The following is a 16,025-nucleotide window of genomic DNA, read 5'->3' on the forward strand; positions in this document are numbered from 1 at the left end:
GCTGCGCTCGCTCATGAAGCCACATCCTCGTCCAGGATCCGCGGGACGCGGAACCGCTGCTCCTCGGCGTCGGGTGCGCCCGACAGCGCCTCCTGCGGGGTCAGGCCCGGCCGTACGACGTCCTCGCGGAGCACGTTCGTCAGCGGCACCGAGTGGGACGTCGGCGGGATGTCCGCCGCGGCGACCTCGCCGACCTGCGCGACCGACTGGAGGATCACATCCAGCTGGCCGGCGAAGGTGTCCAACTCCTCCTCCGTGACGGCGAGCCGCGACAGTCGCGCGAGGTGCGCGACCTCCTCGCGGGAGATGGCGGCCATCGGGTGCCCCCTTCGTGGCTGTCCTGAGACGTCTGCGGTGGGCCGGCCGCGCGTACGGGATGACGCGCGGTGACCGGAGCGAGTCTATTGTCCCGCCGTCACGACGACGCCTTCGCCTCCCCCTCCGGCGCCGCCCCGCTGCGGCTCCCGGCCTCCACCGGGCGCACCGGGCGGTAGCGCGACAACCAGGCCACCAGGTCCTCGGCCGGCATCGGCCGGGCGTGGAACCAGCCCTGCGCCACGTCGCATCCGGCGGCGTGCAGCAGCCGCCAGGTGCGCTCGTCCTCCACGCCCTCGGCCACCACCCGCAGTCCGAGCGCGCCGGCCAGCTCGATCATCGACCGGACGATCGCCGCGTCGTCCGGGTCGTCGGCCATCCCGAGGACGAACGAGCGGTCCACCTTCACCTCGGACAGCGGCAGCCGGCGCAGGTGTTGCAGCGACGAGTAGCCGGTGCCGAAGTCGTCCAGCGCAATGCCGACGCCGATGCGGTGCAACTGGGTGATGCTGGCGAGCACCCGCCGGGGGTCGGCCATCAGCGCGCCCTCGGTGATCTCCACCTGGAGCCGCTGCGGCGGCACCCCGTACCGGGCCAGCCGGTCGGCGATCTGGTCGGCGATCTCGCCGGTGTGCAGGTCACGGACGCTGACGTTGAGCGCGGCCCGCAGCGTGAGCCCGGCCGCCGACCACTTGGCCAGCTGCTCCACCACGTCGTCCACCACGCGGCGGGTGAGCAGTCGCATCACCGCGCTCTGCTCGGCGACCTGGATCAGCTCGCCCGGGTCGACCATGCCGCGGCGCGGGTGCCGCCACCGCAGCAGCGCCTCGACGCCCACCACCTCGCCGGTCGCGATCGCGATCTGCGGCTGGTAGTACATGGTGATCTCGCCCGGGTGCCCGGACTGGTCCTCCGGCTCGGCGCTCCCGTCGGCGGTCGGCCCGATCACGCCCGGCGCGCCGGTGCTCACCGCGGCCTGGGCGTCGTGCCCGGTGTCGGTCTCGTGCGCGGCCTCCGTGTCGCGCCCGGTGCCGGTCTCCGCCGCGTCGGCGTCCCCGCCACCGACCACTGGCGTCGCCACCACCGCTCCGGCGCGCGCGGCCCGGCTGCGGATCGGGTCGGCGCCGGTGAGGATCCGCTCGATCAGGTCGTCGTCGTGCCGCTCCGCGGCGCGGTCCCGGCGCCGCCGCAGCCACCGGTTCGGCCCGTCGCCGGAGCGTCCGCCGCCCCGGCCGTCGTCGCGCGCCGGACGCTGGTTGCGCGACGGCCGCTCGGCCCGGGCCGGTCGCGGCGCCGACAGCGCCGGCGTCAGTGCCGCGCCGTCACCCCCCGGTACGCCCACCGTCTCCCCGCCCTGCGCGGACGGGCCCGACTCCAGCACCCGGCGCAGGTCGGCCAGGAGGCTCAGCCGCTCGGCCGAGTTGTGGTCGGACTCCGGCGCGTACACCGCCACCGTGTCGTTGCGATGCTTCGCGTCGTACATGGCCACGTCGGCGTGGCGCATCAGCGTGGCGAAGTCCTCGCCGTGGTCCGGGTAGAGCGCGATGCCGATCGAACCGCCCACGTCCAGCGGCAACCCGTCCAGCGGCACCGGCTCGGCGAGCGCGGCGACCACCCGGTCGGCCCGCTCGCGGGCCTGGTCGATGTCGGTGAGCCGGGGTACGACTATGGCGAACTCGTCACCGCCCAGTCGCGCCACCATGTCACCGGCGCCGACCACGCCCATCAGCCGGGCGCTCACCTCGACCAGCAGACGGTCCCCCACCGCGTGCCCGAGCGCGTCGTTGACGTGCTTGAACCGGTCGAGGTCGAGCAGCAGCAGCGCCAGGTGCGCCTGCCGCTCGCCCCGGGCGGCCCGCTCGCCGTGCAGGTGCACCTGCTCGGCCACCTCGGTGAGCAGCGCCTTGCGGTTGGGCAGCCCGGTGAGCGGGTCCACGTCGGCGAGCTGTTCCCGTTCCTCGGACAGCCGGGCCATCCGGTAGACGGCGAACAGCGGCACCAGCACCAGCGGGATCAGCGCCGCGCTGGCCCGGGCGGCGGCCACCAGCACCGGCGCGAGCAGCAGCAGCGAACCGGTGGACAGCAGCTCGTACGCCAGCCCGCTGCGCACGCTGGGCCACCACCGGTCGCCGAACCGCAGCCGCACGGCCGAGCTGACCAGCCCGTAGTTGACCACGAACCAGGCGAGCGTCGCGCCGCCCACCGCCGCCACGTCGGTCCAGTGCAGCCGGCCGTCGCCGAACAGCTCGCCCGGACCGAGCCGGCTGACCGCGTACGCGGCGGCGAGCGCGCACGCGTACTGCGCGGCGTTGAAGCCGGTACGCCAGGGCGCGTACCCGAGCCGCCAGCCGCTCACCGCGACGGCCACTGCCTGCACGGCGACAGCCGGGCCGAAGCCCCAGCCGAGCAGGATGGCGAAGGTGAAGCAGGTCGACGGGAACACGGCCGAGGTCTGCCGCCGCCCGGGCGGCACGAACGGTCGGGCGTCGCAGGCGACGGCGAGCGCCGCCATGGTCCAGAACGCGGCCGGCAGTTCGGTCAACCGGTCGGCGAGCGCGATCAGCGGCCCGGCCGAGACAAGTGCGGCCACCACGCCGACCGCGCCGACGAAGCCGAAGAACGGCCCGCTCCGCCCGGGCGGGACGGAGTTACGCGGGTCGCCGGTCTCCATCGCACCTCCCGGGGGCAACGTCGTGGCGCGCGCCGTCACGCGCCGTACGCCAATGAAACGCCCTCCGAGGCGGTTTCCCCGACACGACAGTCACGAATCGGTCGGAGTCGTAATTAACTTGGTATCCGCGGACGATCGCCGTGACCAGCCCGTCAGTCCTCCACCCGGGCCACCTCGCGGGCCGCGTCCGGGCCGGAGTCCAGCAGCACCCGGAAGCCGTCCTCGTCGAGGATCGGCAGTTTCAGCGTGGCCGCCTTGTCGGCCTTGGAACCCGGGTTGTCGCCGACCACCACGAACCCCGTCTTCTTGGAGACCGAGCCGGTCACCTTGCCGCCCCTGACCTGGATCGCCTCGGCGGCCTGGTCACGGCTGAACCCGCTGAGCGTGCCGGTGACCACGACGGTGACGCCGTCGAGCGGTCGTGGCCCCTCGTCGGCGGCCTCCTCGGCCATCCGTACGCCCGCCTCGGCCCACTTGCGCACGATGTCGCGGTGCCAGTCGACGGCGAACCACTCCTTGACGCTCGCGGCGATAGTCGGGCCGACGCCGTCCACCGAGGACAGCTCCTCCTCGCCGGCGGCCTCGATGGCGTCGACCGACCGGAAGTGCCGGGCGAGCGCCTGGGCGGCGGTCGGGCCGACGTGCCGGATGGACAGTGCCACCAGCACGCGCCACAGGTCGCGTTCCTTGGCCTCGGCCAGGTTGTCGAGCAGCTTGACCGCGTTGCTGCCCAGGCTGCCGTCCTTGTTGACGAAGAACGGTGACCGGCTCAACTGATCGGCGTCGAGCTGGAACAGGTCGCCCTCGTTGGTGATGATCTGCGCGTCCAGCAGCGCCGCCGCGCCCTTCTCGCCGAGCACCTCGATGTCGAGCACCTTGCGGCTGGCCAGGTAGAACACCCGTTCGCGGATCTGACCGGGGCAGGCGCGCCCGTTGGGGCAGCGGATGTCGACGTCGCTCTCCTTGGCCGGCGCGAGCGGCGTGCCGCAGGCCGGGCAGGTGGTCGGCATGACGAACGGACGGGCGTCGGCCGGGCGCAGCTCGACCACCGGGCCGAGCACCTCGGGGATCACGTCGCCGGCCTTGCGCAGCACCACCGTGTCGCCGATGAGCACGCCCTTGCGCTCGACCTCGCGGGCGTTGTGCAGCGTGGCCAGCGCGACCGTGGAGCCGGCGACCCGGACCGGTTCCAGGACGGCGAACGGGGTGACCCGGCCGGTGCGCCCGACGTTGACGTCGATGTCGAGCAGCTTCGTGTTCACCTCCTCCGGCGGGTATTTGAAGGCGATCGCCCAGCGGGGGGCCCGGCTGGTCGAGCCGAGGCGGCCCTGGATGGAGACCGGATCGACCTTGACCACCACGCCGTCGATCTCGTGCTCGACGTCGTGCCGGTGCTTGCCGTAGTAGGCGATGTAGTCAGCGACGCCCGCGAGGTCGTCCACCACCCGCCAGCGGTCGCTGGTGGGCAGCCCCCACGCCTTGAGCGCGGCGTACGACTCGGACTGCGCCGCCGGCCGGAAGCCGGTGCGGGCGACGATGCCGTGCACCACCAGGCGCAGCGGGCGGGAGGCGGTGACCCGCGGGTCCTTCTGGCGCAGGCTGCCGGCGGCGGCGTTGCGCGGGTTGGCGAACGGCGCCTTGCCCTGCTCGACCAGGCTCGCGTTGAGGTCGGCGAACGCGGCCACCGGGAAGTAGATCTCGCCGCGTACCTCGATCAGATCCGGCACGTCGGGGAAGTCGTCGGCCGGGGTCAGCCGGGCCGGCACGCCCTTGATGCTGCGCACGTTCGCGGTGACGTCCTCGCCGGTGCGGCCGTCGCCCCGGGTGGCGGCGCGCACCAGCCGGCCCTTGGAGTAGGTCAGGTTGATGGCCAGCCCGTCGACCTTCAGCTCGCACAGGTAGGGCACCGGGCCGCCGGCGTCGCGCTCGACCCGCTCGGCCCAGGCGGCCAGCTCCTCGTCGGCGAAGGCGTTGTCGAGCGAGAGCATCCGCTCGGCGTGGGCGACCGGCGTGAAGTCGGTGGAGAAGGTGCCGCCGACGCGCTGGGTGGGCGAGTCGGGGGTGCGCAGCGCCGGGTATTCCGCCTCCAGCGCCTCCAGCTCCCGCAGCTGCGCGTCGAACTCCGCGTCGGTGATCGTCGGCGCGTCCAGCACGTAGTAGCGGTACTGGTGTTCGGTCAGCTCCTGACTGAGCGTGGCGTGCCGCTCCCGGGCCGCCGGGGTCGGCTCGGCCCCCGCCGCCGCCTCCTGGGCCGCGTCGGCCGCAGTGGGAACCGCTTCTTCGGACACGCCGCCGCCTTCGGACACCGCTGTCGCCTCCCGTGCTCGCGCTACCCGAGAACCGTAGCGGTCGGCTGTGACAACAGTCCGGCCACCCGCACGAGCAGGGCGAACCGGCGCGCGTCACGCCCCCGCGCGGTCCGGCCCCGGGCGTGCGACCATCGCCTCGGCGGCGCTGTGCGGGAACGGTCGGAAGGCGGGTACTGATGCGCGACGGGGTTCTCTGGGCGCTGGTGATCGTGGCCTGCGTCGCGGCCGGCTGGCTCTGGAACGAGTGGCGCCGCCGGTCGGCCGACCGTTCCGCCGGGGCGCGCGGCCGGGCCGACGGGCGACGGCCGGGCTCCGGGCGCGGTGGCCGGACCGGCGGCGACGACCGGGCCGACGCCGGTTCACGGCGTGACCGGGCCGGCGTCGGCGTCCGGGGGGACCGGGGCGGGGCGCCGCCACGGCCGCGCGGCGCCGGGCGGACGGACCGGGACGAGCCCCGGCCGGGGGAGATCTGGTGGGCGGACGTGCCCTACGCCGACGGGACCGGCTCCAAGGTGCGGCCCTGCCTGGTGCTGCGGGTCGACGGCGGGGACGCCGAGGTCCTGAAGATCACCAGTCAGGACAAGTCGGACCGGGACGACCACCTGCCGATCCCGACCCGGAGCTGGGACCCGGACGCCGACCACGACAGCTACCTGGACATCAGCGAGCCCATCCCGGTGCCGCTCACCGCGTTCGCCGACCGGGCCGGCACGTGCGACCCGGACCTGTGGCGGGGTGTGCGCCGCCTGAACCACCTCACCGGCTGACGCCGGCGGCCTCCGGACCTCAGCGCTGCGACGCCCCTGCGTCGAGCGCGTCGGCGAGTGCGGCGAGCTGACCGGCGTACTCGATCCGGTCGGCCCACCCGGCCGGCCAGGCGGCCATGCCGTACGCGGCACCGGCGAACGCGCCGGCCAGCGCGGCGATGGAGTCCGAGTCACCGGCGGTGGTGGCGCCCCGGGCCAGCGCGCCGACCGGGTCGTCCGCGTGACGCAACGCGCAGAGCAGCGCGGTGGCGAGCGCCTCCTCGGCGATCCAACCCTCGCCGGTGAACCGGCACGGGTCGCCGCCGTCGTCGGGACGGGCGAGTGCCGCCTCCAGCCGGTCGAGCACCCGCAGGCAGTCGTCCCAGCCGCGGGCGACGAACCCGGCCGCGTCGCTCTCGCCGGGCCGCTGCCACAGGTCGCCCAGCCACTCCTCCCGGTAGACGGTGCGCTGCTCCCGCGCCCGCTCGGTGAGCAGGCCGGGCAGCTCGGGCAGCGCCGCGCCGTCGCGCAGCAGCCGGACCGCGTACGCGGTCAGCTCGCTGGCTGCCAGCCCGGTCGGGTGGCCGTGGGTGAGCCCGGCCTGGAGCTGGGCCAGCCCGGCCATGGTGTCGAGGTCGACGTCGAGCAGCCCGACCGGGGTGACGCGCATGTTCGCGCCGCAGCCCTTCGAGCCGGCGACTGTGGCCTCCTGCCAGCGGGCGCCCCGGGCCAGCTCGGCGCAGGCCCGCAGGCAGGTCATGCCGGGCGCGCGGTTGTTCTCCGGGCTGACCGACCAGTCGACGAAGCGCTGCCGCAGCAGCGGCTCCACCGCCTCGGCCGTGTACGCGGGCGCCTCGTGCAGCGCCCACGCCACTGCGAGCGCCATCTGCGTGTCGTCGGTGACCAGGGCCGGGTCGCCGGTCAGCTCGCGCGGACCGCCCGGGCCGTAGCGCCGGACGATCTCGGTGACGGTGAGGAACTCGGTCGGCTTGCCCAGGGCGTCGCCGTAGGCCAGGCCGAACAGCGAGCCGGCGACGCGGCCGGTGGCGGTGGAGGCGGTCACGGTGGCGATCATGCCTCCGCCGCGCAAGCCCGGGAAGATCAGTCCCAGCAGAGGCAGAACGGGTGGCCGACCGGGTCGGCGTAGACCCGGAAGCCCTCCCCCTCGCCGGGTAGCCGCCGTGCGCCCAGCGCCAGCGCCGCCTTCTCGGCCGCCTCGATGTCGTCGACGCTCACGTCGAGGTGGAACTGCTGCGGCCGGGCCGGGTCGGGCCAGTCGGGGGTGCGCAGGCCCGGCGCCCGCTGGAAGGCCACCCGCGGCTGGTGCCCGGGTGGCCCGCCGAGCACCACCCACTCGTCGCCGTCGGAGTTCTCCTCCACCACGGGCAGGCCGAGCAGCTCGGAGTAGAAGGCGGCGAGCGCGCGCGGATCGGGGCAGTCGATCACTGTGGAACGCAGTCGTCCAATCATGCCGGTCATCGTGCCCGGCGGGTACGACGGAAAACGTCAGTCCTCGGCCAGCCGCCGGCCCGCGTCACGGCAGGCGGTGAGCACCGCGCGGGCGTACGCCGGGGTGGCGCCGGCCAGGCCGCACGCGGGAGTGACCACCACCTGCTCGGCCAGCCGGCGGCGGGGGAAGCCGAGCTGGTCCCAGACCCGGCGGACCCGGCCGGCGACCTCGGCCGACGTCGGCGCCCGGCCGGAGGCCGGTGGCAGCGTCGGCGCGGCGCCGGCGAGCAGGCCGAGCCCGGCGTCGATCGCCTCGCCGAGCGGGTCGAGGTCGGTGACCAGCGACAGGTCGAGCGCGACGCCCACCGCACCGGCCGAGCGGATCAGCTCCAGCGGTACGTCCGGCGCGCAGCAGTGCACCAGAGCCGGTACGCCCGCCGCGTCGATCACGTCGCGCAGCAGTCCCCGCGCCACCTCGGTCTCCACCGGGCGGTGGGTGCCGAAGCCGCTCTCCGTGGGCACCCGCCCGGCCAGCACGGTCGGCAGGGACGGCTCGTCGAGCTGGAGCAGCACCGAGGCGCGGGGCAGCCGACGGGCGACCGCCTCGACGTGCCCGCGCAACCCTTCGCCGAGCGAGCCGGCGAGGTCGCGTACCGCGCCCGGGTCGCGCAGCATCCGGCCGCCGATCGGCAGCTCCAGCGCGGCGGCCAGGGTGAACGGGCCGGCGGCCTGGATCTTGACCGGTCCGGCGTACTCCTCGGCCTGCTCGGCGAGCTGGTCCAGGTCGCGTTCCATCAGGTCGCGGGCGCGGCGCAGGTCCCGGCCGGGGCGCGGGGCGATCCGCCAGCGGGCCGCGTACAGCTCGACCGGCAGTTCCACGAGCAGGCCGGCGCTGCGGCCGACGAGGTCCGCGCCCGGTCCCCGGGCGGGCAGCTCGGGCAGGTGCGGCAGGGTGGGCAGCTCGCCGAGCACGATCCGCTGCGCCTCGGCGATGTCGGTGCCGGGCAGCGACCCGATGCCGGTCGCCGCACCGGTGGGCCAGGGCCACGCCTGCTCAGTCACGGCCGCAGCCTATCCGCTGCCGATGCGAGGTCAGGCGGCGGTGATGGTGGCGGAGCCGAGGACCACGTCGCCGGCCGGGTCCGGCCGGTAGGCCACGATCGCCTGGCCGGCGGCGACACCCCGGACCGGGCGGCGCAACGACGCGCGCAGGCCGTCCGCGTCCACCTCGACGGCGGCCGGCACCACGTCGCCGTGCGCCCGCAGCTGCACCTCGCACTCGACCGGCCCGTCCGGGCGCGGCCCGCCGGTCCACACCGGGCGGGTCGCGCGTACGTCGGAGACCTCCAGCGCCTCGGCCGGGCCGACCGTCACCGTGTTGGTGGTCGGGGTGATGGACAGCACGTAGCGGGGCCGGCCGTCCGGCGCCGGACGGTCGAGGTGCAGGCCGCGCCGCTGCCCGACGGTGTACTGGTAGGCGCCGCTGTGGCTGCCCACCACCGCGCCGGTGAGCGCGTCCACCACCTGGCCGGGCGCCTCGCCGAGCCGCTCGGCGAGGAAGCCGCGGGTGTCGCCGTCGGCGATGAAGCAGATGTCGTGCGAGTCCGGCTTGTCGGCCACCGCGAGACCGCGCCGGGCGGCCTCCGCGCGCACCTCGGCCTTGGTCGAGTCGCCGAGCGGGAAGATCGACCGGTCGAGCTGCGCGCGGGTCAGCACCGCCAGCACGTACGACTGGTCCTTGGCCGCGTCGACGCTGCGCCGCAGCAGGCCGTCCGCGCCGAGCCGGGCGTGGTGGCCGGTCACCACGGCGTCGAAGCCCAGGGCCACGGCCCGGTCCAGCACCGCGGCAAACTTGATCTTCTCGTTGCAGCGCAGGCAGGGATTCGGGGTACGCCCGGCGGCGTACTCGGCCACGAAGTCGTCCACCACGTCGTCGTGGAACCGGTCGGCCATGTCCCACACGTAGAACGGGATGCCGAGCACGTCGGCGGCGCGCCGGGCGTCCCGGGAGTCCTCCAGCGTGCAGCAGCCCCGGGCCCCGGTGCGGTAGGTCTGCGGGTTGCGGGCCAGTGCCAGGTGCACGCCCGTCACGTCGTGCCCGGCCTCCACCGCCCGCGCCGCCGCGACGGCGGAGTCCACCCCGCCCGACATCGCCGCCAGAACCCTCACCGGCCCACTCCCCTCGTCCTCACCGAGCGTATCCGGGTCAGCGGGGCGTACGGAGGGCGGCCGCGCGGCGGGCCCGCTCCACAGCGGCGGGCAGCGCGGCGATCAGCGCGTCCACGTCCGCGCCGGTGCTGGTGTGCCCGAGCGTGAAGCGCAGCGAGGACCGGGCCCGGTCGTCGTCCGCGCCCATGGCCAGCAGCACGTGCGAGGGCTGGGCCACCCCGGCCGAGCAGGCCGACCCGGTGGAGCAGGCGATGCCCTGGGCGTCCAGGAGCAGCAGCAGCGCGTCCCCCTCGCAGCCGGGGAAGGAGAAGTGCGCGTTGCCGGGGAGCCGGTCGGCCGGGTCCCCGTTGAAGATCACCTCGGGGACCGCCTGCCGGACCCGCTCGACCAGTTCGTCGCGGAGCGCGGCGACGCGGGCCGCGTACTCCTGCTGGCCCTTCACCGCGGCCTCGACGGCGACCGCGAACGCGACGATGCCGGCGGTGTCCAGCGTGCCGGAGCGGACGTCGCGCTCCTGGCCGCCGCCGTGCAGCAGCGGGGTGGCGGCCACGTCGCGGGCCAGCAGCAGCGCGCCCACGCCGGTCGGCCCGCCGAGCTTGTGCCCGGTCACGGTGAGCGCGGACACGCCGCTGGCGGCGAAGTCGACAGGCACCTGCCCGACCGCCTGGATGGCGTCGGTGTGGAACGGCACCCCGTGCTCGGCGGCGACGGCGGCCAGCTCGGCGACCGGCTGGACGGTGCCCACCTCGTTGTTCGCCCACATGGCGGTGACCACCGCGACGCGCTCGCCGTGCTCGGCCAGCTCGGCGCGCAACCGCTCCGGGTCGAGCCGGCCGACCGCGTCGACCGGAAGGAGACCGGCCTGGGCGCCCTCGTGCTCGACCAGCCAGTCCACCGCGTCCAGTACGGCGTGGTGCTCGACCGAGCTGGAGACCACCCGGACCCGGTCGGCCCGGGCCGCGCGACGGGCCCAGAACACGCCCTTCACGGCGAGGTTGTCGCTCTCCGTCCCGCCACCGGTGAAGATCACCTCGGAGGGCCGGGCGCCGAGCGCGGCGGCCACCCGCTCGCGGGACTCCTCCACCCGCCGCCGGGCACGGCGGCCCGCCGCGTGCAGCGACGACGCGTTCCCCACCTCGCGGGCGGTCGCGACGTACGCCTCGAGTGCCTCGTCCAGCATCGGGGTCGTCGCCGCATGATCAAGGTATGCCATCACCGTTCAGCCTAACGGCCTGCGAACCCGCGACCGGGGGCCGGACCGCCCCGTCCCACCCGGGGCGGTCCGGCCCGCTCACGACCGAACGGCCGCGATCACGCGGGAACCGCCGTGATCACGATGTTGTCCCGGTAGCTGCGGGTCTTCGCGTCGAACGGCCCGCCGCAGGTGATCAGCGTGAGCCGGGGCTTGCCGTCGCGGGCGAAGTACCGCTCCAGCGGGATCTTCGACTTCCGGTACTCCTCCCGGGCCACCACCCGGTAGGAGCGTTCGCGGCCGTCCGAGCCGGTGGCGGTGAGCTTGTCCCCCTGGCGCAGCTCGCGCAGGCGGAAGAACGCGCCCTTGCCCTGCTCGGCGCTGTCCACGTGCCCGGCGATCACCACCGAGCCGGCGTCGGTCTCCAGGCCCGGGCCGTAGCGGTACCAGCCGACCTGGTCCACGCTGGGCGGGACCTCGAACTCGTCGGTGCGCTCGTTGACACCCACCGGATTGACGGTGGCGGTGACCCGGATCGGCGGGATGCTGAGCTTCACCGGCGGCACGATCTCACTGCCGGCGGGCAGCGTGCCCGGGTTCACCGGAACCGAACCGCCGCCGGTCGCCGCCGGGGCCGGCGTGGGAGTGGCACTGGCCAGGGCCGTCACCTCGTCGCCGCCGACGTCCTCGGCGGGCTCGGATCCGCACGCCACCACGCCCGCCAGGGTGAGCGCGGCGGCGCCGGCGGCCATCGCCGCCAGCGCCCCGCGGTTGCGCACCGTCACCGGCGACCGGCCCGGGCGGTTGCCGCCACCCGCGCACCGCCGCCGACCAGGAGCAGCACGCCGGCCCCGGCCAGCACGTACCACCAGGTGTCCACGCCGGTGCCGGCCTGGCCGCCGGTGCCGCTGGGCACGCCGCCCGGAGCCGAGTGCAGGCCGGTGATGGTCTGGGCGACCACGCTCAGGTTCTTCGCCTCGGCCGAGCCGATCGCGTAGACGATGGTGGCGGTGCCCTCCTTGAGGTTCAGGTCGGCCGGGCCGATGGCGACGGTGTCGGTGCCGGCGAGCACCACGTCCGCCTTCACCGAGCCGGCGGCCACGTCCGCCTTGGCCTCCTTCGGGTTGGTCAGGTCCTCGAAGACCGGCTTGCCGCCGGCCCGCACGTCGACGGCCGGGGCTGCCGCGGTGTGCCGGACGATCAGCCGGGCCTTGCCGGCGCCCACCTTGGACACGTCGTTGACGAACGGCGTGATCTGCGGGTTGCCGTCGGCGCTCAGGTGCGCGGCGAGGCTGATGTTCGCCCCGCCCGGCACCGCGGCGTCGTCCACCTTCAGGATCGCCTTGTCGATCGCCTCACCGGGCTTGGTCAGGGCGATGTCGTACTCCCCCTCGGGCAGGGTGAGCGGGCCGGCCACGTCGCCCGGCTTGAAGTTGTTCAGCGTCTTCTCGCCGTTGACGTACACGTCGACCGGGGTGTCCGGAATGCCGTGGACCACGGAGACCTTCGACGAGGCGGCGTAGGCCGGGCTCATGGTGGCGGCGCCGACGCCGGCGAAGGTGAGGGCGGCCACCGCGCCGCCCGCGGCGACCCGACGGAACATCGCGTACTGCATTGTCTGCCTCCTGGTAGTTCATGCTGATTCGTCAGGCCTGGCTTGCAGAACGGGTTACGCCGGCTCCGTGGCCCCCGGATGCGCCCGGATCCGATTTCTTTTTCCGGTCTCCGGGCGCATCCGCCGGAGCCTCCGGCGACGAAGGAGAGGTGACGAGGGTCGTGACGGACACACCGGGAGAGTGGGGCGGGGGCTGTGGGAGTTACAGTCGGGCATGCCCCACGGAAGGCGAGCCGCCCGGTGACGGCGGCCAGGCAGGGCCCCGAACCGCCGGGCGAGGACGACCTCGCCACCCGGTTCCGCGACGGCGACGAGGCGGCCCTGCGAGAGGCGTACGACAGGTACGGGCGGGCGGTGCTGCACCTGGCCACCACGACGCTCGTGAACCGCAGTGACGCCGAGGACGTGACCCAGGCGACGTTCGTCGCCGCCTGGCTCGGCCGGGAGACGTTCGACCCGGCGAAAGGCTCACTGGTCGGCTGGCTGCTCGGAATCGGGCGGCGCAAGGTGGTCGACCGGATCCGGGCCTCGGCCCGGGAGACCCGGGTGGTCGAGACGGTGAAGCAACTGCCGGAACCGGTCTCCACCGGCCCCGACCCGGACACGGTGGTCGACCGGCTGGTGGTCGCCGACGAGCTGGCCCGGCTCCCCGACGAGCAGCGCCGGATGCTGGAGCTGGCGTTCTACGACGACCTGACACATCAGCAGATCGCGGCGGTGACCGGAGTGCCGCTCGGCACCGTCAAGAGTCACATCAGACGCGGCATGCAGAGCCTGAAACGCAGATGGGAGGTGGACGGTGCAGCACCTGGACCACGACCGGCTGGTCTTTCTGGCGCTCGGTGAGAGCGAGGCGGCTGACGGCGAGGCCACCCATCTGGGCACCTGCGACCACTGCCGGGGCGAGATGGAGACGCTCCAGCACGTCGCCGGGCTCGGCGCGGGCACGCAGGGCCTGGCGGAGCTGCCCGACCCGCCGGAGCACATCTGGCAGGGCATCGTGGCCGAGATCCGGGCCGCCGAGGAGCTGCCGGCGTTGACCGAGCGGCGCCTGCCGCGCCCGGCCGACCCGGTGGAGCCGGCTGCCGTACCCGTGGTGGCACGTCGTCCGCGGCGGAGCCGGCGCTGGCCGGGGTGGGCGACCACGGCGGTCACCGCCACCGCCGCCGCGGTGATCGGCGTGGCCGGCACGGCCGCGGTGCTCGGCGGCGGCGGTGGCGAGCCGGCCGACCCCGAGCCGCCGGTGGTGGCCAGCGCGCCGCTCACCGCCTTCGGCTCGACGCCGAAGGACGCCTCCGGCGACGCCCGGGTGCTCGGTGACAATCGATTGCATCTGCACGTGGCGAATCTCCCGAGCGTTCCGGGGTACTACGAGGTCTGGCTGATCGATCCGAACACGATGAAGATGTTCTCCGTGGGTACGCTGAGCAACGGTTCGGGGGACGCGCTGCTGCCGATCCCCCCGAACGTCGACCTGCGCACCTACACCGTTGTCGACGTCAGCGCGGAGCAGTACGACAACAAGACCGGCCACTCCGGCGACAGCCTGCTGAGGGGCACCCTGACGGGCTGATCGGCGGGCCGGCTCAGCTCCCCGGCCCGCCGATCAGCTCCCTACGAGAAAGGCCGCCGCCCGGTGCACCGGGCGGCGGCCTTTTCACGCGACGCTCACTTGCGCTTGCGGATCTCCTCGGCGGCCTGGGGGACGACCTTGAACAGGTCGCCGACCACGCCGTAGTCGGCGAGTTCGAAGATCGGCGCTTCGGCGTCCTTGTTGACCGCGACGATGGTCTTCGAGGTCTGCATGCCGGCCCGGTGCTGGATCGCCCCGGAGATACCGAGGGCGACATACAGCTGCGGAGAGACGGTCTTGCCGGTCTGGCCGACCTGGAACTGGTGCGGGTAGTAGCCGGAGTCGACTGCCGCGCGGGACGCGCCGACCGCGCCGCCGAGCAGGTCGGCGATCTCCTCGACCAGCTTGAAGTTGTCCGCGTTACCGACACCGCGACCGCCGGACACGACCACCGAGGCCTCGGTCAGCTCGGGGCGGGAGCCCTTCTGCTCGGCGACCCGCTCGACGACCTTGGCGAGCTTGTCGGTGTCGGTGACCGACACGGTGAGCTGCTCCACCGCCGGGCTGGCCGCGGCCGGGGCCGGGTTCAGCGAGTTCGGCCGGACGGTGACCAGCGGCAGACCCTTGGTGACCTTCGCCTTCACGATCGTGGACCCGGCGAACGCCACCTGGGTCGCGGTGCCGTCGGCGGCCAGGCCGACCACGTCGGTCAGGATGCCGTTGTCCAGCTTCACCGCCAGCCGCGCGGCGATCTCCTTGCCCTCCTGCGACGAAGCCAGCAGCACCGCCGCCGGCTGCACCCGCGCGACGAGGTCGGCGACCACAGTCGCCTTGGGGGCCACCAGGTAGCCGTCGATCTCCTCACCCTCGGCCGCGTAGATCTTCTCCGCGCCGTACTCGCCAAGCTTGCCGCTCAGCGCCTCGGCGGCGCCGGCGCCACCGAGCACGACCGCGCTCGGGGTGCCCAGCTCACGGGCGAGGGTGAGCATCTCCAGGGTGACCTTCTTGACGCCGAACTCCCGGGTGGCTTCGACGACGACGAGAACCTCAGACATGTCAGCGACCTCTCACACGAACTTCTCGGAGGCGAGGAACTCGACCAGCTTCACGCCGCCCTCGCCCTCGTCGGTGATCTTCTCCCCGCCGGAACGCGGCGGACGCTTCGAGTGCTCCACCACCGCGCTGGTCGCGCCGTCGAAGCCCACCTCGGCCGGGGCCACGCCCACATCGGCCAGGGAGAGCGTCTGCACCGGCTTCTTCTTCGCCGCCATGATCCCCTTGAACGACGGGTACCGCGGCTCGTTGATCGTGTCCCAGACGGAGACCACAGCCGGGGTCGAGGCGGTCACCACCTCGTAGCCCTCCTCGGTCTGCCGCTCCACCGTCAGGGCCGAGCCGTCCACGGTCAGCTTGCGCGCGCCGGTCAGCGCGGCCACACCCAGCCGCTCGGCGATCATGTGCGGCATCACCTGCACCCGCCCGTCGGTCGACTCCGCACCGCACAGGACCAGATCGGCGCCCAACTGCCCGAGCGCGGCGGCGAGGACCTTCGAGGTGGCCACCGCGCAGGAACCGTGCAGCGCGTCATCCACCACATGCACAGCCTTGTCCGGACCCATCGACAGCGCCTTACGGATCGACTCGGTCGCCCGGTCCGGACCCATCGTCAGGACCGTGACCTCACCACCATGCGCTTCCTTGATCTTCAACGCCTCTTCGATGGCGTACTCGTCCATCTCATTGATCACGTTGTTCGCCGAACCGCGGTCGACGGTGTTGTCGTCAGAACGCAGGCTGCGGTCCGCGCCCGAATCAGGCACCTGCTTGACGAGTACGACGATATTCATCGCGCTTCGACGACCCTCCTGTTTGGTGTAGCGATCACTCGCCCGGTCACGGGCGCAGCCTCCCGCGTGACGGAACGTGGGTCAACCGCGGGCAGCTGTGCACTTCCCCACGAGCGCAATGTTACCCGCAAGTAGCATG

15 protein-coding genes are annotated in these 16,025 nt (G+C 74.0%); 3 read left to right on the top strand and 12 right to left on the bottom strand.

The window, feature by feature from the left end:
• Nucleotides 1–11 precede the first annotated feature (11 nt).
• From gatC to ligA, 3 genes are all read right to left on the bottom strand, one after another.
• A complete protein-coding gene (gatC, locus tag BAW75_RS12125; protein ID WP_013284468.1) occupies nucleotides 12–317 on the bottom strand; it encodes an Asp-tRNA(Asn)/Glu-tRNA(Gln) amidotransferase subunit GatC in 306 nt (101 codons plus the stop codon).
• A 98-nt stretch (nucleotides 318–415) separates the two neighbouring features.
• Complete coding sequence (locus tag BAW75_RS12130) at nucleotides 416–2,986, bottom strand: putative bifunctional diguanylate cyclase/phosphodiesterase (protein WP_104113643.1); 2,571 nt, start codon at nucleotides 2,984–2,986, stop codon at nucleotides 416–418.
• A gap of 152 nt (nucleotides 2,987–3,138) precedes the next feature.
• Nucleotides 3,139–5,292 (bottom strand): NAD-dependent DNA ligase LigA, encoded by a 2,154-nt coding sequence (ligA, locus tag BAW75_RS12135; RefSeq protein ID WP_104113644.1) that lies wholly within the window; start codon nucleotides 5,290–5,292, stop codon nucleotides 3,139–3,141.
• Nucleotides 5,293–5,471: 179 nt separating this feature from the next.
• On the opposite strand from ligA, the gene BAW75_RS12140 reads away from it, so the two are divergent.
• Nucleotides 5,472–6,062, top strand: a complete 591-nt coding sequence (locus BAW75_RS12140) for a type II toxin-antitoxin system PemK/MazF family toxin (protein WP_104113645.1) — start codon at nucleotides 5,472–5,474, stop codon at nucleotides 6,060–6,062.
• Nucleotides 6,063–6,081: 19 nt separating this feature from the next.
• On the opposite strand, the gene BAW75_RS12145 is transcribed toward BAW75_RS12140, so the two are convergent.
• From BAW75_RS12145 to BAW75_RS12175, 7 genes are all read right to left on the bottom strand, one after another.
• Nucleotides 6,082–7,116, bottom strand: a complete 1,035-nt coding sequence (locus BAW75_RS12145) for an ADP-ribosylglycohydrolase family protein (RefSeq protein WP_104113646.1) — start codon at nucleotides 7,114–7,116, stop codon at nucleotides 6,082–6,084.
• Nucleotides 7,117–7,142: 26 nt separating this feature from the next.
• On the bottom strand, nucleotides 7,143–7,511 hold the full coding sequence (locus BAW75_RS12150) for a VOC family protein (RefSeq protein WP_176722754.1): 369 nt from the start codon (nucleotides 7,509–7,511) through the stop codon (nucleotides 7,143–7,145).
• 36 nt (nucleotides 7,512–7,547) lie between these two features.
• Nucleotides 7,548–8,552: a uroporphyrinogen decarboxylase/cobalamine-independent methonine synthase family protein gene (locus BAW75_RS12155; RefSeq protein ID WP_104113647.1), complete on the bottom strand. Its 1,005-nt coding sequence runs from the start codon at nucleotides 8,550–8,552 to the stop codon at nucleotides 7,548–7,550.
• 30 nt (nucleotides 8,553–8,582) lie between these two features.
• Nucleotides 8,583–9,659, bottom strand: coding sequence for a tRNA 2-thiouridine(34) synthase MnmA (gene mnmA, locus BAW75_RS12160; RefSeq protein WP_013284461.1), 1,077 nt, complete (start codon nucleotides 9,657–9,659; stop codon nucleotides 8,583–8,585).
• 37 nt (nucleotides 9,660–9,696) lie between these two features.
• Entirely contained in the window at nucleotides 9,697–10,872 is a 1,176-nt protein-coding gene (locus BAW75_RS12165) for a cysteine desulfurase family protein (RefSeq protein WP_064446977.1), read from the bottom strand.
• A gap of 98 nt (nucleotides 10,873–10,970) precedes the next feature.
• Nucleotides 10,971–11,636, bottom strand: a complete 666-nt coding sequence (locus BAW75_RS12170) for a class F sortase (protein WP_104113648.1) — start codon at nucleotides 11,634–11,636, stop codon at nucleotides 10,971–10,973.
• Entirely contained in the window at nucleotides 11,633–12,466 is an 834-nt protein-coding gene (locus tag BAW75_RS12175; RefSeq protein ID WP_069087611.1) for a DUF4397 domain-containing protein, read from the bottom strand. Before BAW75_RS12175 ends, BAW75_RS12170 begins: the two co-directional genes overlap by 4 nt.
• Nucleotides 12,467–12,706: 240 nt before the next feature.
• Between BAW75_RS12175 and BAW75_RS12180 the strand changes: the two genes are divergently transcribed.
• Nucleotides 12,707–13,312, top strand: coding sequence for an RNA polymerase sigma factor (locus BAW75_RS12180; protein ID WP_013284457.1), 606 nt, complete (start codon nucleotides 12,707–12,709; stop codon nucleotides 13,310–13,312).
• Nucleotides 13,266–14,039 carry an anti-sigma factor gene (locus BAW75_RS12185; RefSeq protein WP_104113649.1) on the top strand — a complete coding sequence of 258 codons (774 nt, stop codon included), beginning with the start codon at nucleotides 13,266–13,268 and terminating at the stop codon, nucleotides 14,037–14,039. Before BAW75_RS12180 ends, BAW75_RS12185 begins: the two co-directional genes overlap by 47 nt.
• Before the next feature lie 95 nt (nucleotides 14,040–14,134).
• On the opposite strand, the gene BAW75_RS12190 is transcribed toward BAW75_RS12185, so the two are convergent.
• Both BAW75_RS12190 and BAW75_RS12195 read right to left on the bottom strand, forming a co-directional pair.
• Nucleotides 14,135–15,094, bottom strand: coding sequence for an electron transfer flavoprotein subunit alpha/FixB family protein (locus BAW75_RS12190; RefSeq protein WP_104113650.1), 960 nt, complete (start codon nucleotides 15,092–15,094; stop codon nucleotides 14,135–14,137).
• Between the two features lie 12 nt (nucleotides 15,095–15,106).
• Nucleotides 15,107–15,886, bottom strand: a complete 780-nt coding sequence (locus BAW75_RS12195; RefSeq protein ID WP_104113651.1) for an electron transfer flavoprotein subunit beta/FixA family protein — start codon at nucleotides 15,884–15,886, stop codon at nucleotides 15,107–15,109.
• Nucleotides 15,887–16,025 lie beyond the last annotated feature (139 nt).

This window comes from Micromonospora chalcea (assembly GCF_002926165.1).
Taxonomy (GTDB): domain Bacteria; phylum Actinomycetota; class Actinomycetes; order Mycobacteriales; family Micromonosporaceae; genus Micromonospora; species Micromonospora chalcea.

Excerpts from the sequence above, each read along its gene's own strand:
- gatC (WP_013284468.1), bottom strand. The coding sequence starts at position 317 with ATGGCCGCCATCTCCCGCGAGGAGGTCGCGCACCTCGCGCGACTGTCG.
- BAW75_RS12130 (WP_104113643.1), bottom strand. The coding sequence starts at position 2,986 with ATGGAGACCGGCGACCCGCGTAACTCCGTCCCGCCCGGGCGGAGCGGG.
- BAW75_RS12140 (WP_104113645.1), top strand. The coding sequence starts at position 5,472 with ATGCGCGACGGGGTTCTCTGGGCGCTGGTGATCGTGGCCTGCGTCGCG.
- BAW75_RS12145 (WP_104113646.1), bottom strand. The coding sequence starts at position 7,116 with ATGATCGCCACCGTGACCGCCTCCACCGCCACCGGCCGCGTCGCCGGC.
- BAW75_RS12150 (WP_176722754.1), bottom strand. The coding sequence starts at position 7,511 with ATGATTGGACGACTGCGTTCCACAGTGATCGACTGCCCCGATCCGCGC.
- BAW75_RS12165 (WP_064446977.1), bottom strand. The coding sequence starts at position 10,872 with ATGGCATACCTTGATCATGCGGCGACGACCCCGATGCTGGACGAGGCA.
- BAW75_RS12175 (WP_069087611.1), bottom strand. The coding sequence starts at position 12,466 with ATGCAGTACGCGATGTTCCGTCGGGTCGCCGCGGGCGGCGCGGTGGCC.
- BAW75_RS12190 (WP_104113650.1), bottom strand. The coding sequence starts at position 15,094 with ATGTCTGAGGTTCTCGTCGTCGTCGAAGCCACCCGGGAGTTCGGCGTC.
- BAW75_RS12195 (WP_104113651.1), bottom strand. The coding sequence starts at position 15,886 with ATGAATATCGTCGTACTCGTCAAGCAGGTGCCTGATTCGGGCGCGGAC.